A 19,031-nucleotide genomic window follows, 5' to 3' on the forward strand; every position below is an offset into this window, starting at 1 on the left:
TTTACTGAGTCTGCTCAGTAAACCCGGTCAGATCGGAAAGTCGCAAACAGGTCATCCCTGACTGCTCGTCCCGCACGCGGGACGCTTTCCTCTTCAACCGTATTCCCTATGCGTGGTGCTATTCCATTGTTGCAGGCTTCACCCTGATTCGGGTTTCTGAGCCGTCTGAAAAAGCCCATAACAGCGGCTCTGCTACTCCCACTGCCAGAGTTTTGACGGCGTCATCACTGCCGGCAAAGGGACATCCCATTCCGCCACAGGCAGGTTGTCAACCTGCTGACAATCGTGTGCCAGACCCACGGGCAAAAAGCCATGCTGCCGCCAGTTCTGCAGGGTGCGATCATAGAAGCCTCCGCCCATCCCCAGTCGCTGCCCATGCTGATCAAACGCCACCAGCGGCACCATCATCAGATCCAGCTGATCAAGCGTAATCAACTGCCGGATATCCAGCGGCGGTTCAGGAATACGAAGTTTATTGATGTGCAAGGGAGTATCGGGCGAGTAGCGCAAAAACAGTAAATTACCGGGGGAGAAGGGGTGTAAAACGGGAAGATAGACGGCTTTCTTCAGATGCCAGAGTCTGGCAATCAGCGGACGGGTATTCAGCTCACCATCAACCGACAAAAACAGAGCAATATTGCGCGCGGCAGTCATGGGAGCGTAGTTAAGGGCGAGGTCAGCGAGTTGTTCGGCTGCCAGGGCCTGCTGATCATCAGTCATCGCACGACGCAGATGGCGTACCTGCTGACGGATAACCTGACGCTGTATCATTGAAGGTGATGACATGGAAGATTCAGACATGATTCCCCGCCGGATAAGTCGCTGAACAGCGACTATAACATGTCGGTATGGGGAAGAAAGCAGGACTACAGGAAGAGAGATCTCCGAGATGCCGCCGTAGGCTGTAACCCTTGAACCCTTGGTTCAAGGTGAATATGCCGTCATAACCATCAGGCTTCTCGGACGAACCGAGCATGCACACAGGTTACGAGCGTCACATTCTGTTTTTTCGAAATATCGGCTCAGGGGACTGGCCCACATGCAAACATCTCAGAGAAAATTTACCTCACCGTTACTTTAAGTATAGCAACCATGAAGTTTTATTCGAACTTCGCACCCTCACGATCAGAGATACGACCCTGCTCAACTAATGCCTGTTCAATCGTCTGCTGCAACATACGGATACGCTGTTCCATATTAGCAGCATAATCGCGCGTTTTCACTTTCTCTTGCGCCAGCTCGTGGCAGACGTTTAACGCGGCGATGAACACCAGTTGTTCTGTATTGGTGACTCTAGTGCGAACTTTTAGATCTTGCAACCGTTGATTGAGATCTTCAGCCGCGCTATTGAGCGCATCTTGCTGCTCTGGCGGACAATTCACTCTCAACGAACGACCAAAAATTTGTAAATCTACCGGTTGTGCAGACATGCCACCTTCCTGACTGATTACTTCGCTCGCAACTCCCTTAGCAGTCAATGGCTTGGGAGGCGGGCAACTATATAGACCCACGAAATAAGATACAACCCCTTTTCTGGAAACCTTGAGGCAGCTAGTGGTAGCATAACACGAACTTATTCTGCCAACGACGATGAAAACTTATGTCCTTACAGAACGCAACCCCCGATTACAACGCGCTCGCGGCGGTGCTCTCACAGCAGGGCATTGGAATGACGCCCGCTGAAATGCACGGCCTGCTGAGCGGGATCCTCTGTGGCGGCAACCAGGACACCAGCTGGAAGACGCTGGTACACGATCTGGCTAACGAAGGCATGGCGTTTTCACACACGCTTGCGGTGCCGCTGGCGGCCCTGCACGAGCACACCGCCACCACGCTGGAAGATGACGGCTTCCTGTTTCAGCTGCTGCTGCCTGCTGATGACGACATCACTGTCTTTGACCGTGCGGATGCGCTGGCAGGATGGGTTAACCATTTTCTGCTCGGCCTGGGGGTAACACAGCCTAAACTGGATAAAGTCACCGGCGAAACCGGCGAAGCAATCGATGATCTGCGTACTATCGCACAGCTTGGTTACGAAGAAGATGAAGACCAGGAAGAGCTGGAGCAGTCGCTGGAAGAGGTGATCGAGTATGTGCGTGTCGCTGCACTGCTGTGCCACGATACCTTCACCCGTCCGCAGCCAACCGCGCCAGAAGTGCAAAAACCGACGCTACACTAATTTCAGGTCAACGAATTTAACCGGTCAGTTTACAGGGAGTGCAGAGATGATTTCACTGGAACGATACCTGCAGCGTCGTCAGGCGCTGCTGGCGAAGATGGTGCCTGGCAGCGCAGCGTTGATTTTTGCTGCGCCTGAAGTAACGCGAAGTAATGACACGGAATATCCGTTCCGCCAGAGCAGCGACTTCAGCTATTTCACCGGCTTCAACGAGCCGCAGGCGCTGCTGGTGTTGATCAAAAGCGATGAAAATCATAATCACAGTGTGCTATTTAACCGCGTGCGTGACCCCGCAGCGGAAGTCTGGTCTGGCCGTCGGCTGGGCCAGGAGGCCGCGCCAGATAAACTGGGCGTGGATCGCGCTTTGCCCTGGAACGATATCGGTGAACAGCTGCACCTGCTGCTGAATGGTCTGGATGTGATTTACCATGCGCAGGGCGAATATGCCCATGCGGACACCCTTGTGTTCAGCGCGCTGGATAAACTGCGTCGCGGATTCCGCCAGAATCTCAGCGCGCCTGCTACCGTCATTGACTGGCGTCCGTGGGTGCATGAGATGCGCCTGTTTAAAGATGCGGACGAGGTTGAGCTGTTACGTCGCGCCGGGAAAATCAGCGCACTGGCGCATACCCGCGCGATGCTAACCTGCCAGCCGGGCATGTTTGAATATCAGCTCGAAGGGGAAATTCATCACGAATTTACTCGTCACGGCGCGCGTTATCCCTCCTATAACACCATCGTGGGTGCCGGGGAAAACGGCTGCATTCTGCACTACACCGAAAATGAAAGTGAAATGCGTGACGGCGATCTGGTGCTGATCGATGCAGGCTGTGAGTTCCATGGCTATGCCGGGGATATCACGCGCACCTTCCCGGTGAACGGCAGGTTCAGCCCGGCGCAGCGTGCCATTTATGACATCGTACTGGCTTCGCTGAAGCGGTCGCTTGAGATGTTCCGGCCTGGCGTCAGCATTCGGGAAGTGAATGATGAAGTGGTACGCATCATGATCACCGGTCTGGTTGAGCTGGGCATCCTGGAGGGCGACGTCGATACGCTGATCGCCGGAGAAGTGCATCGCCAGTTCTACATGCATGGCCTGGGCCACTGGCTGGGGCTGGATGTTCACGACGTCGGCCACTACGGCACACCGAGCCGCGACCGGATTCTGGAACCGGGCATGGTGTTAACCGTCGAGCCGGGTCTTTATATCGGACCGGATGCGGATGTGCCTGTGCAGTATCGCGGCATCGGCATCCGAATCGAAGATGACATCGTGATCACTGAAGATGGCATTGAGAATCTCACCGACAGCGTAGTTAAAGAGGCCGATGAGATTGAAGCACTGATGGCGGCGGCAAAACAGGCATGACGATTCTGATTGCCGGTGGCGGCATGACCGGGGCGACGCTGGCGCTGGCGATCTCCCATCTGACCCAGGGCACACTGCCGGTGACGCTGATTGAAAGCAGCGAGCCAGGCAGCCGGGCGCATCCTGGTTTCGATGGCCGCGCTATTGCGCTCTCTGCCGGAACCTGCCAGCAGCTGGCTGACATTAATCTGTGGCAGCACATCGCCCGTTGTGCTACGCCGATTACCGATATCCATGTTTCTGATCGCGGTCATGCGGGCTTTGTGTCGCTGGCGGCGGCTGACTACGCCATTCCGGCGCTGGGACAGGTTGTTGAGCTGTTTGACGTCGGTCAGCGTCTTTTCGCTGAACTGAAAAAAGCCCCTGGCGTGACGTTACGCTGTCCGGCGCGCGTCACCCAGGCACGCCGTAGCGAACAGCAGGTTGAGGTAACGCTGGACAGTGGCGAACAACTCAGCGGCAAACTGCTGGTGGCAGCAGATGGTACGCGCTCTGCGCTGGCTGCCTCGTGCGGCATTCAGTGGCAACGGGACGATTATCAGCAGCTTGCGGTGATTGCCAACGTCTCCACCGCGCTTCCCCATCAGGGCCGGGCATTCGAGCGTTTCACCGAACATGGCCCACTGGCGCTGTTGCCGATGTCCGGCAACCGTCTGTCACTGGTCTGGTGTCATCCGGTTTCGCAGCGTGAACGTATTGAGCAGTGGAGCGAGGCCGAATTCCTGAGCCATCTGCAACGTGCTTTTGGCTGGCGACTGGGCAAATTCACCCACACCGGCCAGCGTGAATTTTACCCGCTGGCGCTGCACCGGGCGATGTCGCCAGTGACGCATCGGGTGGCGGTGGTGGGCAATGCAGCACAGACGCTGCATCCGATTGCCGGGCAGGGCTTCAACCTGGGCTTGCGCGATGTGATGTCGCTGGCTGAAACGCTGGCAGCCGCCCATCGTCAACAGCAGGATCCCGGCAGCTATGCGGTGTTGCATCATTACCAGCAGCGCCGTCAGCCCGATCGCGCCGCCACTATCGGTATCACCGACGGACTGGTTCGCGCCTTTGCGAATCGCTATGGCCCGATGGTAGCTGGACGTAACCTGGGCCTGCTGGCGATGGATCATCTGCCGTGGTTACGAAATCAACTGGCTGAGCGTACGCTTGGCTGGGTTAAGCGTTAATAAAGAGGCTCAGATGCAAACTTTTGATGTGGTGATTGCCGGTGGCGGTATGGTGGGACTGGCTGTGGCCTGCGGCTTGCAGGGCAGCGGACTGCGCATCGCCGTACTGGAAAAATCGCCGGAGCCACCGCTGGCGCTGAGTGCGTCCCCGTCTATTCGCGTGTCGGCAATCAACGCCGCCAGCGAGCGGCTGCTGCAGAAGCTGGATGTCTGGTCGACCATACTCTCACTGCGTGCAAGCGCTTATCACGGCATGGAAGTGTGGGATAAGGACAGCTTCGGTTCCATTGCCTTTGATGATCAGCATCAGGGCTTGTCACATCTTGGCCATATCATCGAAAACCCGGTGATCCACAATGCACTCTGGCAGCGTGCCAGCGCCTGCAGCGACGTGACGATAATGGCACCCTCGCAGTTACAGCAGGTGGCGTTTGGTGATAATGAAGCCTTTGTTACCCTGGAAGATGGCAGCATGTTAAGTGCGCGATTAATGATTGCCGCTGATGGCGCTAACTCCTGGCTGCGCAACAAAGCCGATATCCCGCTCACCTTCTGGGACTACGATCACCATGCGTTAGTCGCTAACGTCCGCACTGAAAGACCGCACGACGCGGTGGCGCGACAGGTGTTCCACGGCGATGGTATTCTGGCTTTCCTGCCAATGCAGGATCCGCATATAAGCTCCATCGTCTGGTCGCTCTCGCCGCAGGAAGCGAGCCGTCTGGAGACCATGCCGGAAGCGTTGTTCAATCAGCAGCTCTCTGTCGCGTTTGATATGCGACTCGGCCTGTGCCAGCTGGAAAGCGAGCGCAAGTCGTTTCCGCTGGTGGCGCGCTATGCCCGCAACTTTGCGGCACACCGTCTGGCGCTGGTGGGCGATGCAGCTCATACCATTCATCCGCTGGCGGGCCAGGGCGTTAACCTTGGCTTTATGGATGCTGCCGAGCTGATTGGTGAGATTCGCCGTCTGCATCAGGAGGGCAAAGATATTGGTCAGCACCTCTATCTGCGTCGCTACGAGCGCAGCCGTAAACACAGCGCCGCAATGATGCTGGCAGGAATGCAGGGCTTCCGGGAGATGTTCGCAGGCAATAATCCGGCGAAAAAACTGCTGCGTGACGTCGGTCTGAAGCTGGCTGATCGGCTGCCAGGAGTAAAACCTCTAATGCTGAAGCAGGCGATGGGCCTGAATGATTTGCCCGCCTGGTTACGCTAAATCCACGCCTTCTTATAAGCCAGCGTCTGCTGGCTTTTTTTATGCCTGAATCCCTCTGCACCACCAAAAGGCAACGCTGCACCAGCAGAGGTCTTCGTTTGATTTATTCTAATTTTGCGAGCGAATTCGCATTACTTTTTCTCATCCATCTCTCTGCGCGCAAAGGGTTTTTTTTAACATCCTGAACGCCATCCCGCATAAATTTGCTGTGTATATTTAAAAGCCCTGCATTTATTGCGCGATTAATCACAAAATTGCAGTTTTTTATCCTGTCATTTCCTGTTCCTGGTTAGGCTGTGTATCTGCTTTCGACCCCGGTTTGCTTATGGTTAAACGTCAAATTCGGTGGTAACGTCAGCCATAAGAGAACGTTTGCGTCGGCACAAATTCCGACGCACTTTTGCCCTCACTCGCTTCTGCACAGGATGGTTATGACTCAGCAAACACCTCTGTTTGAACAGCATCAGGCCTGCGGTGCCCGTATGGTGGATTTTCATGGCTGGATGATGCCGCTGCACTATGGCTCCCAGATGGATGAACACCATGTGGTGCGCACTGACGCCGGGATGTTTGATGTTTCTCACATGACCATTGTCGATCTGACAGGCCCGCGTACCCGCGAATTCCTGCGCTACCTGCTGGCAAATGATGTGGCAAAACTGACGCAGCCAGGCAAAGCGCTCTATACCGGAATGCTGAATGCTTCGGGTGGCGTCATTGACGATTTGATTGTTTACTTTATGAGCGAGGAATTCTTCCGGCTGGTGGTGAACTCCGCGACCCGTGAAAACGATCTCGCCTGGATTACGCAACATGCGCAGGGCTATGGCATTACGCTGACGGAACGTGATGACCTGGCGCTGATTGCTGTGCAGGGCCCGCAGGCGCAGCAGAAAGCGCAGACGCTGTTCAGTGAGGAGCAGCGTCAGGCTGTTGCTGGCATGAAGCCGTTTTTTGGTGTGCAGTCAGGTGACCTGTTTATCGCGACCACCGGCTACACCGGCGAAGCGGGATATGAAATTGCGATGCCTGCAGATGAGGCGGCCGATTTCTGGCAGCGTCTGCTGGCCGCTGGCGTCAAACCTGCCGGACTGGGCGCACGCGACACGCTGCGTCTGGAAGCCGGAATGAATCTTTATGGTCAGGAGATGGACGAAGGCGTTTCACCGCTGGCCGCCAATATGGGCTGGACGGTCTGCTGGGAACCCGCTGACCGCGACTTCATTGGTCGGGAAGTGCTGGAACTGCAGCGTGAACGCGGCACCGAAAAACTGGTGGGGCTGATCCTCACTGAAAAAGGGGTGCTGCGTAACGGCCAGCCGGTGCGTTTCACCGATGACCAGGGGCAGCCGCAGGAGGGGATCATCACCAGTGGATCTTTCTCACCGACACTGGGTTGCAGCATCGCCCTGGCGCGTGTACCAGCCTCCGTAGGCAACACCGCCATTGTTGAGATCCGTAACCGCCAGATGCCCGTCCAGGTTACCCGTCCCGTTTTTGTCCGCGCCGGTAAACCGGTCGCCCAGTAAATTTTATTCAGGAGAAATGGCCAATGAGCAATGTGCCGAATACGTTGAAGTACCGCGACAGCCACGAATGGGTGCGCAAAGAAGCCGATGGCAGCTACACGGTGGGGATTACTGAACATGCGCAGGAATTACTGGGCGACATGGTATTTGTCGATCTGCCGGAAGTAGGCGCGACGTTTGCCGCTGGTGAAGAGTGCGCGGTTGCAGAATCCGTTAAAGCGGCTTCAGATATCTATGCGCCAGTCAGCGGTGAGATTGTCGCGGTCAATGAAGCACTGACTGACTCACCGGAGCAGGTCAACAGCGAGCCTTATGACGGCGGCTGGTTATTTAAAATTAAAGCCAGCGACGCGTCTGAAATCGACACGCTGCTGGATGCGGATGCTTATAAAGCCTCCATCGACGAGTAGTCGTCAGGCGGCCTCGTACAGAGGCCGCAGATTTCTGTTTGCTCTCCGGTTCCCCCAGCCCGATTCAGGATTTACAGCTAATGACCCAGACTCTCAGCCAGCTTGAACACAACGGTGCATTCATTGAGCGCCATATTGGTCCTTCACCTGAGCAGCAGGCGCAGATGCTTGACGCGATTGGTGCCCGTTCGCTGGACGCGTTAATCAGCACGATTGTGCCGGCAGACATTCAGCTGCCGGGCCCGCCCGCGGTTGGTGAAGCCGCGACTGAACAGCAGGCGCTGGCCGAACTGAAAGCCATTGCCAGCCAGAATCTGCGTTACAAATCCTGGATCGGTATGGGATACAGCGCGGTCATCACCCCGCCGGTTATCCTGCGTAATATGCTGGAAAATCCGGGCTGGTACACCGCCTATACCCCGTATCAGCCTGAGGTCTCGCAAGGCCGCTTAGAAGCGCTGCTCAACTTCCAGCAGCTGACGCTGGATCTCACCGGAATGGATATCGCGTCCGCCTCACTGCTGGATGAAGCCACTGCCGCCGCCGAAGCGATGGCGATGGCAAAACGCGTCAGTAAGCTAAAAAACGCCAATAAATTCTTCATTGCCGATGATATTCATCCGCAGACGCTGGATGTGGTGCGGACTCGTGCGGAGACGTTCGGTTTCGAACTGATCATCGATAGCGCCGATAAAGCATCCGATCACGACGACCTGTTTGGTGTATTGCTGCAACAGGTGGGCACCACCGGTGAAGCGCACGATTACAGCGCGCTGATTGCCGGGCTGAAAGCACGCAAAGTCGTGGTCAGCGTGGCGGCGGACTTTATGTCGCTGGTGTTACTGGAAGCGCCAGGCAAGCAGGGTGCAGACATTGTCTTTGGTTCCGCTCAGCGTTTCGGCGTGCCGATGGGTTATGGCGGCCCTCACGCTGCCTTCTTCGCCAGCCGCGACGAGCATAAACGCTCTATGCCAGGCCGTATCATCGGTGTGTCACGTGATGCCGCGGGTAACACGGCGCTGCGCATGGCGATGCAGACCCGTGAACAACATATCCGCCGTGAAAAGGCTAACTCCAACATCTGTACTTCACAGGTGCTGCTGGCAAACATCGCGGGTCTCTACGCGGTATTCCACGGCCCGACCGGTCTGAAGCGTATTGCCTCTCGCATTCACCGCTTCACCAACATCCTGGCAGCCGGACTGCAGCAGGGTGGCCTGAAGCTGCGCCATCAGCACTGGTTCGATACGCTGACGGTGGAAGTGACGGATAAAGCCGCCGTGCTGAACCGTGCCCTGAGCTTTGGCGTTAACCTGCGCAGCGACATCCATAACGCCGTCGGTATCACGCTGGATGAAACCACCAGCCGTGAAGATATTCTGGCGCTGTTTGCCATTCTGCTGGGTGATGAACACGGCCAGGATCTGGAGAAACTCGACAGCGAAGTCGCCAGCGAAAGCCACGCGATTCCTGCTGGCCTGCAACGTCACAGCGAAATTCTGACCCATCCGGTGTTCAACCGTCATCACAGCGAAACCGAGATGATGCGTTACATGCACAGCCTGGAGAAAAAGGACCTGGCGCTGAATCAGGCGATGATCCCGCTCGGCTCCTGCACCATGAAGCTCAACGCTGCCGCCGAGATGATCCCGATCACCTGGCCGGAATTCGCTGAGCTGCATCCGTTCTGTCCGGCTGAGCAGGCTACCGGCTATCTGCAGATGATCGGTCAGCTTTCGCAGTGGCTGGTACAACTCACCGGTTATGACGCACTGTGTATGCAGCCAAACTCCGGCGCGCAGGGTGAATATGCCGGGCTGCTGGCGATCCGCCGCTATCACGAAAGCCGTGGCGAGGGCGATCGTCATCTCTGTCTGATCCCGAGTTCGGCGCATGGGACGAACCCGGCATCAGCCCAGATGGCCGGCATGGACGTGGTGGTGGTGGCCTGTGATAAACAGGGCAACATCGACCTCGGCGACCTGCGTGAAAAGGCGGCGCAGGCGGGCGACAGGCTCTCCTGCATCATGGTGACTTATCCTTCTACCCACGGCGTCTATGAAGAGACCATCCGTGAAGTGTGCCAGATCGTGCATCAGTACGGCGGTCAGGTTTATCTGGATGGCGCGAACATGAATGCGCAGGTCGGCATCACCACGCCAGGCTACATCGGCGCAGATGTCTCGCACCTCAATCTGCACAAAACCTTCTGCATTCCGCACGGCGGTGGTGGTCCGGGTATGGGACCGATTGGCGTGAAAGCGCACCTGGCTCCCTTTGTTCCGGGACACAGCGTAGTGCAGATCGACGGTGTGCTGACGCAGCAGGGCGCGGTCTCCGCAGCACCGTTTGGCAGCGCCTCTATTCTGCCGATTAGCTGGATGTATATTCGCATGATGGGCGCCGAAGGGCTGAAACAGGCCAGTTCAGTCGCGATTCTGAATGCTAACTATATTGCCAGCCGCCTGCAGTCTGCCTATCCGGTGCTCTACACGGGCCGTGAGGGTCGCGTGGCGCACGAATGTATTCTCGACATCCGTCCGCTGAAAGAGCAGACCGGTATCAGTGAGCTGGATATTGCGAAGCGCCTGATCGATTATGGATTCCACGCGCCGACCATGTCATTCCCGGTAGCGGGTACGCTGATGGTGGAGCCGACCGAGTCAGAGAGCAAAATTGAACTGGATCGCTTTATTGACGCGATGCTGGCGATTCGTATGGAAATTGACCGGGTAGCGGCAGGTGAATGGCCGCTGGACGACAACCCACTGGTTAATGCGCCGCATACCCAACTGGAAATCGTCAGTGAGTGGTCACATCCTTACAGCCGTGAACTGGCGGTCTTCCCGGCGGGCAGCCATAACAAATACTGGCCGACGGTAAAACGTCTGGATGATGTGTTTGGCGATCGCAATCTGTTCTGCTCCTGTGTGCCGATGAGCGACTATCAGTAATCGCCTCGCAGGCAGGCAGTAACTTTACAGGGCCGATTTGTCGGCCCTTTGTTATGGAGAATCAGCATGAAACTGGCATTGGTCACGGGAGGCAGTCGCGGTATCGGGCGGGCTACGTCGCTGTTACTGGCAGCCCGGGGTTATCGGGTTGCGGTAAACTATCGTCATCGCGAGGCCGAAGCGCAACAGCTGGTGGCGCAGATCCGGCAGCAGGGCGGTGAAGCCTTTGCGGTTCAGGCAGATATCAGTGATGAACCTCAGGTGATGGCGATGTTTGCGCAGCTCGATCAGCAGTCTGAACCGCTGGCGTTGCTGGTGAACAACGCCGGGATTCTGTTTCAGCAATGCCGCACCGAACAGCTTGATGCGGCTCGCTTGCATAAGGTCTTTGCGACCAACGTCATCGGATCTTTTCTCTGCTGTCGTGAGGCGGTTAAGCGAATGGGTACCCATCATGGCGGTCAGGGTGGTGCGATTGTAAATGTCTCGTCGGCCGCGTCGCGTATCGGTGCGCCTGGCGAATATGTTGATTACGCCGCCTCAAAAGGGGCGATGGATACGCTGACCAAAGGATTGTCGCTGGAAGTGGCGCAGCAGGGGATTCGGGTCAATGGCGTACGCCCGGGATTCATCTATACAGAGATGCATGCCGATGGCGGAGAGCCGGGCAGGGTGGACAGGCTGGCCAGTGTCATTCCGATGGGGCGCGGCGGTGAGGCAGAAGAGGTGGCGGAAGCGATCGTCTGGCTGGCCAGCGACGCGGCCTCTTACATCACCGGCAGCATCATTGACGCTGCCGGTGGTCGTTAACTTGCTTCGTAGCTTATGCGGCTTGCGTAATCAGAGGTTTTCGCCGTTGCTGGCGATAACCTGCTGATACCAGCTGAAGCTCTTCTTCTTCGCACGAGAAAAATCGCCGCTGCCATCATCGTTTTTATTCACATGAATAAAGCCGTAGCGCTTATCGTACTGGCCGGTGGTAAAAGAGACGCAATCCAGGCAACCCCATGGGGTGTAGCCCATTAAATCCACACCATCATACGCCACGGCCTTCTTCATTTCTTCGATGTGCGCACGCAGATAGTCGATGCGGTAATCATCTTCAATCACGCCTTCCGCGTTGGGCTTATCGATCGCACCAAAGCCGTTTTCCACAATAAACAGCGGCTTCTGGTAACGCTCGTACATCTCGTTCATGGCATAGCGCAGGCCGACCGGATCGATCTGCCAGCCCCAGTCTGATGCTTTCACATGCGGGTTTTTCACTACGCCTTCAAAGCCGGTGATCGGATCGTCAACGCCGCTGGCATCGGTCTTCACGGCGTTGCTCATGTAGTAGCTGAAGCCGACATAGTCTGCGCAGCCCTGGCGCAGCGTCTCGGCATCGTCCGCTTCCATCTGGATATCATAACCTTTGCGTGCCCACTCTTTCAGGGTGTACGCCGGGTAGTAGCCGCGCATCTGCACGTCACTGAACACATAGCGCTGATGCATCGATTCCTGCGCCAGCACCACATCGTCCGGATGGCAGGAGAAGGGATAGATCGGCACCATGGCGATCATGCAGCCAATCTGTAAGTCAGGATTGATGTCGTGACCGAGTTTCACCACTTTGGCGCTGGCAACAAACTGGTGGTGCATGACCTGATACATCGCCTGTTCAGGTTTTTCATGCTCGGTAAAGATCACGCCTGAACAGCAGTAACCAAACAGCGGATATTGCCAGTTGCGCTGGTTGTTAATCTCGTTGAAGGTCATCCAGTATTTTACTTTGTTCTTATAGCGGTTCAGCACCACTTCGCTGAAGCGTACAAAGAAGTCGACTACTTTGCGGTTGTGCCATCCGCCATACTCTTTGACCAGGTGATAAGGCATTTCGAAGTGCGAAAGGGTGATGACCGGTTCAATGCCATATTTCAGTAGTTCATCAAACAGATTGTCATAGAATTGCAGGCCCGCTTCGTTAGGCTGCTGCTCATCCCCGTTGGGGAAGATGCGGGTCCAGGCTATTGAGGTGCGGAAACACTTGAAGCCCATCTCGGCAAACAGTGCGACATCCTGTTTGTAATGGGAGTAAAACTCCACGCCTTTGTGGTTCGGGTAGAAGTGGCCGGGCTGCACGCCATCGGTGATGACACGGTCAACACCGTGTGAACCGCCGGTCATCACGTCAGCAATACTGACGCCTTTGCCGCCCTGATCCCAGCCGCCTTCAACCTGATGTGCCGCGACCGCGCCGCCCCAAAGAAAGCCTTTTGGTAACTGCAATTCTGCACTCATGTTTCACCCCATTACGGATATTGAAATTGAGCTGAGTGTAGCAAGGCAATAATGAAAGTCACGATATAACAGCGCGCAGATAATTGCGTTTGTTACATCTAAAAAACAGCCTGTTTTATTTCCCCAGCTGGCGACCGATCGCTTCAATAATATAGGTCACCGGCACCTGAGTCGTAATGTCAGAATTGTCCGCCATGCGGATAATCGGCACATGGTAGCAGAGGTTGAAATCACCAATTTTCGCCAGTGAGCAGCTTTCCGTATTAGTTATTGCAATGATTTTGCACTTATTCAGGCTGAACTGGCTGGCTATGCGCAGGATCTCTTCCGTTTCGCCAGAGACCGATAAAATAATGGCGACAGCATTGTCATACAGATCAGGGCTGACCGGATAATAGGGATCGTCAATCGCATGGCTGAATTTACCAAGGTTAGAGAAAAAACGTGCGCCATATTTTGCCAGACTGCCGGAGGTGCCTACGCCAATAAAGAAGACCTGATCTGACTGATTGATTTTCTGTGCGGCCTGGGTGATGAGCTGTTCAAATTCCGGGTTATTAATACTTTTGAAAAAGCTCAGCATCTCGCTGACGCCCGCCGTGTTAAGCAGTGGCGCACTCTGTTGCTCGCTTAAGCGCAGGCGGATGCGGAACTCCGACCAGCCTTCGCAATCCATCTTGCGGCAGAAACGCAGCACGGTAGTGGTGGAGACACCGGCCTGCTCAGCCAGCTCGCGGATCGTCATGTAGCTGACGCCTTCACGGTGCTTAATGATGAACTGATAGACCTGCATTTCCAGGTCGTTAAGGCGGGCGAGATCGCGATGCGAAAACATGGAGGACTCATTGAACAGTTGACCGGCGGTCAGTTTACCAGATTCAGTACGGGGTTTAAGGGATAGTGAATTTCAGTGAGCATTTTTAGCGTACACGTGTACACTGAAAAAATTATTGGCTACGCTGGGTAACAGTTATTACTGCTATGGCGCTGTTCAGGAACCTGATATGACCACCACACTTTCTCAAAAACACCGACCCGCTGCGGGCTATTCCGTCGCCGAGGAAATTGCCAACAGTATCAGTCACGGTCTTGGCTGCCTGTTTGGTATCGTCGGGCTGATACTGATGCTCAATCAGGCCACTGTGAGGCAGGCTGACACCCTCACCTTTATCAGTTACAGCCTCTATGGCAGCAGCATGATCCTGTTGTTTCTGGCCTCAACGCTCTATCACGCTATTCCGGATGGAGCGGCCAGACCCTGGCTGAAAAAGCTGGATCACTGCGCCATCTATCTGCTGATCGCAGGCACCTATACGCCGTTTCTGCTGGTCGGACTAAGGACGCCGCTGGCGTATGGATTAATGGCGGTGATCTGGGGGCTGGCAATGGCGGGTATCGTGTTCAAGCTCACGATTGCGCATCGCTTTAAAGCGCTGTCGCTGGTGACCTATCTCTGTATGGGGTGGTTATCGCTGATTGTGGTTTATCAGCTGGCGATGATCCTGCCGGCGGGCTGCATCTGGCTGCTGGCCGCAGGCGGAATTATCTATTCGCTGGGGGTGATTTTCTATGTGGCGCGCCGCATTCCCTTTAACCACGCCATCTGGCATCTGTTCGTACTGGGCGGCAGTCTCTGTCACTTCTGCGCCATCTACTTCTATGTGCGCTGAGTAGATGGCGGCATAGCCCTTCGGTTAATGGAAGGGCTATGCCGTTAAATCACTCTTCAGTCAGCGAGTAGGGCAGCGGCTGAATGGTCAGATGCCCGCCTTCATCACCCTCAACCCGCAACACGCTATCTGGCTCCAGATCATTATTCATCACCACCTGAATCCAGCTGATTCCATCATCTAACTGCACCGCAGCCAGCACGCTGCCGGTACGACGCCAGCGCTCACCCATCTGTAACTCCAGCGGAGCATTGGCTTCTGGCAGATGACTTGCCTGACCCGCCAGCCAGTAGAGTGCGCGTTTATTGGCACCGCGATATTTCGCCCTGGCGACCATCTCCTGACCGGCATAGCAGCCCTTTTTGAAGCTGATAGCATCCAGTGCCTGCAGGTTAGTGGCCTGCGGAATAAACTGCACACTGGTGGCGGGATCGATAACCGGAATCCCCGCTTCAATATCCAGCGCCAGCCACTGCTGGCTGTCATTGAACTGGGCATCGTCATTAAGCTTCTGCTTCAGCGTTTCTGCCTGGGCCAGCGAGGTGACAATCAGAAAACGTTCGGCGGGTTGGGCAAACCATAGCAGCGTCGTTTCTCCCTGCTGCACGACCGGTTTCTCGCTGTCGGGCAGGCTATCAAACAGATTCGCCAGCGCGGCGCGTGCCTGAAAACCGGCCAGGCCCAGCAACACGGATTCATCGTCAGCTGCCATCGTCACTTTCGAAAATACCGCGTATTTTTTTAACTCGGGCAGCTGAGTGTCGCGCAGTTCACGACGGATCAGATAGGCATAGCCTTCACCGCGATGGAACAGGCGCATATTGCTCCACATTTTGCCTTTAGCATCGCAGTGTGCGGCAGGCGAATGATGGTCTGCATCCAGCGCCGCGACATCCAGCGTTAACTGACCCTGCAGGTAAGCGGTGCTGTCGGCACCGGTAATAGAAACCAGCGCCCAGCGATCCAGTGACATCAGGGTTAATGGCAAACGAGACGACGCGGCAGGCTGGCGCGGCGGTAAAGTAAAAGTGGGCATGGAGATATCCTGTATAAGAAGGTTCATCCGGAACATTATCTTTAATGTTAAAAGAGCCGACTGGCAATGCAACCTGTTTACGGAAAACGGCGCACAAAAGGCGTGATAACCCTGAAAAGATACAATCTGAAATGTGGCAGGTTGCACAGCCTGCGACGCTGTGCCTGCGAGCCGCATTAAACCAGGTTACACTAGCGGCCACGTTGTGAATTGTGGAACTTGCTGCATGGATATTAATGATAAATCACGTATTCAGTGGGCCTGCCGTCGCGGCATGCTGGAGCTGGATGTGGCTATTATGCCGTTCTTCAAATTTGAGTATGACACGCTGAACGATACCGATAAGCAGGTCTTTGTTGATTTGCTGAAGAGTGACGATCCCGATCTGTTCAACTGGCTGATGAATCACGGTGAGCCAAAAGATCCGGAGCTTAAGCGGATGGTGAATCTGATCCAGCAGCGTAACCATGACCGCGGCCCCGTGGCAATGTAAGCTGAGGCCTTCTCGCCTGGCGTGCGCCATACTGTGCGCCTGGCTGTTGGCCGCCGTCACCGGTGTCTTAATGATGCCCCTGCCTGTGGGCGGCTGGCTGATTAAGGCGCCGATTATTCTGCTGTTGCTGGCAGAGGGCTGGCTCAGCGTCTGGCGATTGATTCAGCGGCACGGCGGATTACAGCGGGAAGGCCCCCATTGCTGGATCTGGCAGGGAAAACGCTGGCGGCCAACTCAACCGCTACGCTGGTTACCGATTGGCGTGCTGATGGTGGCCCGGAGTGAAAACGGGGCCACGCTGCGCTGGTGGCTGATGCGGGACAATATGCAGCCTGGAGAATGGCGTGCTTTACGCGCCTGCTGTTTCAGCAAAGCGCGGCATTAATGGCAGCGGGGCAGGTGAGGGGCGGTGACAGCCGTTCATTTGCTGGCGCTCTGGTTCAGCAGCGGCAATCCAGAGCGCTGGCCGGTCAGAGCAGCGCGGCGGTTTCGGTTAACACCTGCTCGCACCATTGCTCAACGCGCTCATCGGTAATCTCAAACTGATTTACATCATCCAGCGCCAGACCCACAAACTGCGAACCATCGGCACTCAGCGGTTTAGGGCTGGTGAACTCGTAACCCTCAAGCGGCCAGTAGCCGACAAAATGCACGCCCATTGGCTGCAGCAAATCGTGCAGCATGCCGAGCGCATCTAAAAACCACTCGCCATAACCAATCTGATCGCCCATGCCATAGAGCGCGACAATCTTGTTTTGCAGATTCAGAGCGGGCAGCTGCGTCCAGATCGCCTCCCAGTCCTCCTGCAGCTCACCGAAATCCCAGGTCGGGATGCCCATGATCAGCAAGTCATATTGCTCCATCAGGCGCGGGTCGTCATCTTTCACGTTATGCAGCGTCACTAACTCTTCGCCAATAAAATCGCGAATTTTCTCCGCTACGATTTCGGTGTAACAGGTACTGGAACCGTAAAAAAGACCGATTTTCATGCAGATAACACTCTGTAAATACTGACTTTGGCGCAATTGTACCAGAAGCGCTGCTGAATCAGGCATAATGAGCATGATTTTACACCAGACGGCGGAGACAACGTGCAGGACAGCGATCTGACAGAACAGTTTCTTGATGCGCTCTGGATTGAACGCAATCTGGCGCAGAATACTCTCTCCTCTTATCGCCAGGATCTCCAGACGCTGACCGGCTGGCTGGCGCATCACCAGCTGACGTTGCTTAGCGTGACGCCGCTGGATCTGCAGCAGTTCCTGGCCGAACGGCTGGAGGGTGGCTACAAGGCGACCAGCTCCGCGCGGCTGCTCAGCGCCATGCGTCGCCTGTTTCAGTATCTTTATCGCGAAAAGCTGCGCCTGGACGATCCCAGCGCGCTGCTGTCCGCGCCAAAACTGCCGCAGCGTTTGCCGAAAGATCTGAGTGAAGCGCAGGTCGAGCGGCTGTTACAGGCGCCCAATATCGATATTCCGCTGGAGCTGCGCGACAAAGCAATGCTGGAGTTGCTCTATGCCACCGGCCTGCGCGTCTCTGAACTGATTGGCCTGACGCTCAGCGACATCAGCCTGCGTCAGGGCGTCGTGCGGGTTATCGGTAAGGGGGATAAAGAGCGGCTTGTGCCTTTAGGTGAAGAAGCGGTTTACTGGCTGGAGCAATATATGGAACATGGTCGTCCCTGGCTGCTCAATGGGCAGACGCTGGACGTGATGTTTCCCAGCAATCGGGCGCAGCAGATGACGCGCCAGACTTTCTGGCATCGCATCAAGCACTACGCCACGCTGGCGGGCATCGACAGCGAAAAGCTATCGCCGCATGTGATGCGCCATGCCTTTGCGACCCATCTGCTGAACCACGGCGCCGATCTGCGTGTCGTACAGATGCTGCTGGGACACAGCGATCTCTCCACTACCCAAATTTATACGCACGTCGCTACTGAGCGGCTGCGTCAGTTACATCAACAACACCATCCGCGAGCCTGATTCGCGGCCATAAGGATAAAAATGAACAAGCATTTTGCCATGCTGGCCCTGTTAGCCAGCGCCTTTTCCGGTCTCGCACAGGCCGATGACAGCGCCATTCAGCAATCACTTAAAAAGCTCGGTCTGAACCAGACGGAGATTAGCCCGTCACCGCTGCCGGGCTTTAAAACCGTGCTGTCGGAAAGCGGTGTCCTTTATGTGACCGATGACGGCAAACATATGATCCAGGGTCCGCTCTATGACGTCAGCGGCAAACAGCCGGTCAACGTCACCAACCAGCTGCTGGACAAAAAAGTCGAGGCGCTGGTGCCGGAGATGATCGTTTACAAAGCCCCGAAAGAGCAGCATGTGATCACCGTCTTCACCGATATCACCTGTGGCTATTGCCACAAGCTGCACGAGCAGATGGCCGACTACAATGCGCTGGGTATTACCGTGCGTTATCTGGCGTTCCCGCGAGAGGGGCTGAATGGTCAGATTGAACCGGCGATGAAGGCGATCTGGTGCAGCGCTGACCGGAATAAAGCGTTTGATGAGGCGATGAAAGGCAATGCGCCGAAGATGGCCGCACCAGACAGCTGCAAAATCGATATTTCTCAGCATTACAAACTGGGTGTGCTGTTTGGCATTCAGGGCACCCCTGCGATGCTGACGGATACCGGCATGATGATCCCGGGTTATCAGTCGCCGCAGGAGCTGAAGCAGGTACTGGACAATCAGAAGCGTGGTGGTTAA

The 19,031-nt window shown here is 55.7% G+C and carries 19 protein-coding genes and 1 other RNA gene; 13 read left to right on the plus strand and 7 right to left on the minus strand.

The features are described 5' to 3' along the window. Window positions 1-192: 192 nt before the first annotated feature. From ACR8BF_RS03830 to zapA, 3 genes are all read right to left on the minus strand, one after another. On the minus strand, window positions 193-786 hold the full coding sequence (locus ACR8BF_RS03830) for a 5-formyltetrahydrofolate cyclo-ligase (RefSeq protein WP_434745911.1): 594 nt from the start codon (window positions 784-786) through the stop codon (window positions 193-195). 91 nt (window positions 787-877) lie between these two features. Next, window positions 878-1,060: non-coding RNA, 6S RNA (gene ssrS, locus ACR8BF_RS03835), on the minus strand. Window positions 1,061-1,100: 40 nt separating this feature from the next. Next, window positions 1,101-1,430 carry a cell division protein ZapA gene (gene zapA, locus ACR8BF_RS03840; protein WP_090965854.1) on the minus strand — a complete coding sequence of 110 codons (330 nt, stop codon included), beginning with the start codon at window positions 1,428-1,430 and terminating at the stop codon, window positions 1,101-1,103. 170 nt (window positions 1,431-1,600) lie between these two features. On the opposite strand from zapA, the gene ACR8BF_RS03845 reads away from it, so the two are divergent. The 8 genes from ACR8BF_RS03845 to ACR8BF_RS03880 all read left to right on the plus strand — a co-directional run bounded on the left by ACR8BF_RS03845 (window position 1,601) and on the right by ACR8BF_RS03880 (window position 11,642). Beyond that, window positions 1,601-2,179, plus strand: a complete 579-nt coding sequence (locus tag ACR8BF_RS03845) for a YecA family protein (RefSeq protein WP_179898494.1) — start codon at window positions 1,601-1,603, stop codon at window positions 2,177-2,179. Window positions 2,180-2,225: 46 nt separating this feature from the next. Next, the gene (gene pepP / locus ACR8BF_RS03850; RefSeq protein ID WP_434745570.1) at window positions 2,226-3,548 is read left to right on the plus strand and encodes a Xaa-Pro aminopeptidase; all 1,323 of its coding nucleotides are present in this window, start codon (window positions 2,226-2,228) and stop codon (window positions 3,546-3,548) included. Beyond that, entirely contained in the window at window positions 3,545-4,723 is a 1,179-nt protein-coding gene (gene ubiH, locus ACR8BF_RS03855) for a 2-octaprenyl-6-methoxyphenyl hydroxylase (RefSeq protein ID WP_292987740.1), read from the plus strand. The genes pepP and ubiH overlap by 4 nt, the downstream gene beginning before the upstream one ends. A 13-nt stretch (window positions 4,724-4,736) precedes the next feature. Next, window positions 4,737-5,939 (plus strand): FAD-dependent 2-octaprenylphenol hydroxylase, encoded by a 1,203-nt coding sequence (gene ubiI, locus ACR8BF_RS03860; RefSeq protein ID WP_292987738.1) that lies wholly within the window; start codon window positions 4,737-4,739, stop codon window positions 5,937-5,939. 431 nt (window positions 5,940-6,370) lie between these two features. Beyond that, window positions 6,371-7,468, plus strand: a complete 1,098-nt coding sequence (gene gcvT / locus ACR8BF_RS03865; RefSeq protein WP_292987736.1) for a glycine cleavage system aminomethyltransferase GcvT — start codon at window positions 6,371-6,373, stop codon at window positions 7,466-7,468. Window positions 7,469-7,491: 23 nt separating this feature from the next. Then, window positions 7,492-7,878 carry a glycine cleavage system protein GcvH gene (gcvH, locus tag ACR8BF_RS03870; RefSeq protein ID WP_136196821.1) on the plus strand — a complete coding sequence of 129 codons (387 nt, stop codon included), beginning with the start codon at window positions 7,492-7,494 and terminating at the stop codon, window positions 7,876-7,878. Window positions 7,879-7,958: 80 nt separating this feature from the next. Beyond that, window positions 7,959-10,832: an aminomethyl-transferring glycine dehydrogenase gene (gcvP, locus tag ACR8BF_RS03875; RefSeq protein ID WP_292987734.1), complete on the plus strand. Its 2,874-nt coding sequence runs from the start codon at window positions 7,959-7,961 to the stop codon at window positions 10,830-10,832. A gap of 66 nt (window positions 10,833-10,898) precedes the next feature. After that, on the plus strand, window positions 10,899-11,642 hold the full coding sequence (locus ACR8BF_RS03880) for an SDR family oxidoreductase (RefSeq protein ID WP_179898488.1): 744 nt from the start codon (window positions 10,899-10,901) through the stop codon (window positions 11,640-11,642). A 30-nt stretch (window positions 11,643-11,672) separates the two neighbouring features. On the opposite strand, the gene ACR8BF_RS03885 is transcribed toward ACR8BF_RS03880, so the two are convergent. Both ACR8BF_RS03885 and ACR8BF_RS03890 read right to left on the minus strand, forming a co-directional pair. After that, on the minus strand, window positions 11,673-13,112 hold the full coding sequence (locus tag ACR8BF_RS03885; RefSeq protein ID WP_314985481.1) for a 6-phospho-beta-glucosidase: 1,440 nt from the start codon (window positions 13,110-13,112) through the stop codon (window positions 11,673-11,675). A 115-nt stretch (window positions 13,113-13,227) separates the two neighbouring features. After that, the gene (locus ACR8BF_RS03890) at window positions 13,228-13,947 is read right to left on the minus strand and encodes a MurR/RpiR family transcriptional regulator (RefSeq protein WP_179898486.1); all 720 of its coding nucleotides are present in this window, start codon (window positions 13,945-13,947) and stop codon (window positions 13,228-13,230) included. 169 nt (window positions 13,948-14,116) lie between these two features. Here ACR8BF_RS03890 and trhA point away from each other — a divergent pair, with 169 nt between their 5' ends. Next, on the plus strand, window positions 14,117-14,782 hold the full coding sequence (gene trhA, locus ACR8BF_RS03895; protein ID WP_292987729.1) for a PAQR family membrane homeostasis protein TrhA: 666 nt from the start codon (window positions 14,117-14,119) through the stop codon (window positions 14,780-14,782). 49 nt (window positions 14,783-14,831) lie between these two features. Here the strand turns inward: trhA and ygfZ are convergent, their stop codons facing one another. Next, window positions 14,832-15,818, minus strand: coding sequence for a tRNA-modifying protein YgfZ (gene ygfZ / locus ACR8BF_RS03900; RefSeq protein WP_179898484.1), 987 nt, complete (start codon window positions 15,816-15,818; stop codon window positions 14,832-14,834). 226 nt (window positions 15,819-16,044) lie between these two features. On the opposite strand from ygfZ, the gene sdhE reads away from it, so the two are divergent. Beyond that, window positions 16,045-16,311 carry an FAD assembly factor SdhE gene (gene sdhE, locus ACR8BF_RS03905; RefSeq protein ID WP_179898483.1) on the plus strand — a complete coding sequence of 89 codons (267 nt, stop codon included), beginning with the start codon at window positions 16,045-16,047 and terminating at the stop codon, window positions 16,309-16,311. Further along, window positions 16,286-16,696, plus strand: coding sequence for a protein YgfX (locus ACR8BF_RS03910; protein ID WP_434745571.1), 411 nt, complete (start codon window positions 16,286-16,288; stop codon window positions 16,694-16,696). Before sdhE ends, ACR8BF_RS03910 begins: the two co-directional genes overlap by 26 nt. 85 nt (window positions 16,697-16,781) lie before the next feature. Here the strand turns inward: ACR8BF_RS03910 and fldB are convergent, their stop codons facing one another. Continuing rightward, on the minus strand, window positions 16,782-17,300 hold the full coding sequence (gene fldB, locus ACR8BF_RS03915) for a flavodoxin FldB (RefSeq protein WP_292987723.1): 519 nt from the start codon (window positions 17,298-17,300) through the stop codon (window positions 16,782-16,784). Window positions 17,301-17,402: 102 nt separating this feature from the next. Here fldB and xerD point away from each other — a divergent pair, with 102 nt between their 5' ends. Together xerD and dsbC are read left to right on the plus strand one after the other, a co-directional pair. After that, window positions 17,403-18,296: a site-specific tyrosine recombinase XerD gene (gene xerD, locus ACR8BF_RS03920; protein ID WP_179898480.1), complete on the plus strand. Its 894-nt coding sequence runs from the start codon at window positions 17,403-17,405 to the stop codon at window positions 18,294-18,296. Window positions 18,297-18,317: 21 nt separating this feature from the next. After that, the gene (gene dsbC, locus ACR8BF_RS03925; RefSeq protein ID WP_003852889.1) at window positions 18,318-19,031 is read left to right on the plus strand and encodes a bifunctional protein-disulfide isomerase/oxidoreductase DsbC; all 714 of its coding nucleotides are present in this window, start codon (window positions 18,318-18,320) and stop codon (window positions 19,029-19,031) included.

Source organism: Candidatus Pantoea rara, assembly GCF_051136265.1.
GTDB lineage: Bacteria > Pseudomonadota > Gammaproteobacteria > Enterobacterales > Enterobacteriaceae > Pantoea > Pantoea rara.

What these genes read in the sequence shown, in the direction of transcription:
- ACR8BF_RS03830 (WP_434745911.1), bottom strand. Translation starts at nt 786, where the DNA reads ATGTCATCACCTTCAATGATACAGCGTCAGGTTATCCGTCAGCAGGTA.
- zapA (WP_090965854.1), bottom strand. Translation starts at nt 1,430, where the DNA reads ATGTCTGCACAACCGGTAGATTTACAAATTTTTGGTCGTTCGTTGAGA.
- ACR8BF_RS03845 (WP_179898494.1), top strand. Translation starts at nt 1,601, where the DNA reads ATGTCCTTACAGAACGCAACCCCCGATTACAACGCGCTCGCGGCGGTG.
- pepP (WP_434745570.1), top strand. Translation starts at nt 2,226, where the DNA reads ATGATTTCACTGGAACGATACCTGCAGCGTCGTCAGGCGCTGCTGGCG.
- ubiH (WP_292987740.1), top strand. Translation starts at nt 3,545, where the DNA reads ATGACGATTCTGATTGCCGGTGGCGGCATGACCGGGGCGACGCTGGCG.
- ubiI (WP_292987738.1), top strand. Translation starts at nt 4,737, where the DNA reads ATGCAAACTTTTGATGTGGTGATTGCCGGTGGCGGTATGGTGGGACTG.
- gcvT (WP_292987736.1), top strand. Translation starts at nt 6,371, where the DNA reads ATGACTCAGCAAACACCTCTGTTTGAACAGCATCAGGCCTGCGGTGCC.
- gcvH (WP_136196821.1), top strand. Translation starts at nt 7,492, where the DNA reads ATGAGCAATGTGCCGAATACGTTGAAGTACCGCGACAGCCACGAATGG.
- gcvP (WP_292987734.1), top strand. Translation starts at nt 7,959, where the DNA reads ATGACCCAGACTCTCAGCCAGCTTGAACACAACGGTGCATTCATTGAG.
- ACR8BF_RS03880 (WP_179898488.1), top strand. Translation starts at nt 10,899, where the DNA reads ATGAAACTGGCATTGGTCACGGGAGGCAGTCGCGGTATCGGGCGGGCT.
- ACR8BF_RS03885 (WP_314985481.1), bottom strand. Translation starts at nt 13,112, where the DNA reads ATGAGTGCAGAATTGCAGTTACCAAAAGGCTTTCTTTGGGGCGGCGCG.
- ACR8BF_RS03890 (WP_179898486.1), bottom strand. Translation starts at nt 13,947, where the DNA reads ATGTTTTCGCATCGCGATCTCGCCCGCCTTAACGACCTGGAAATGCAG.
- trhA (WP_292987729.1), top strand. Translation starts at nt 14,117, where the DNA reads ATGACCACCACACTTTCTCAAAAACACCGACCCGCTGCGGGCTATTCC.
- ygfZ (WP_179898484.1), bottom strand. Translation starts at nt 15,818, where the DNA reads ATGCCCACTTTTACTTTACCGCCGCGCCAGCCTGCCGCGTCGTCTCGT.
- sdhE (WP_179898483.1), top strand. Translation starts at nt 16,045, where the DNA reads ATGGATATTAATGATAAATCACGTATTCAGTGGGCCTGCCGTCGCGGC.
- ACR8BF_RS03910 (WP_434745571.1), top strand. Translation starts at nt 16,286, where the DNA reads ATGACCGCGGCCCCGTGGCAATGTAAGCTGAGGCCTTCTCGCCTGGCG.
- fldB (WP_292987723.1), bottom strand. Translation starts at nt 17,300, where the DNA reads ATGAAAATCGGTCTTTTTTACGGTTCCAGTACCTGTTACACCGAAATC.
- dsbC (WP_003852889.1), top strand. Translation starts at nt 18,318, where the DNA reads ATGAACAAGCATTTTGCCATGCTGGCCCTGTTAGCCAGCGCCTTTTCC.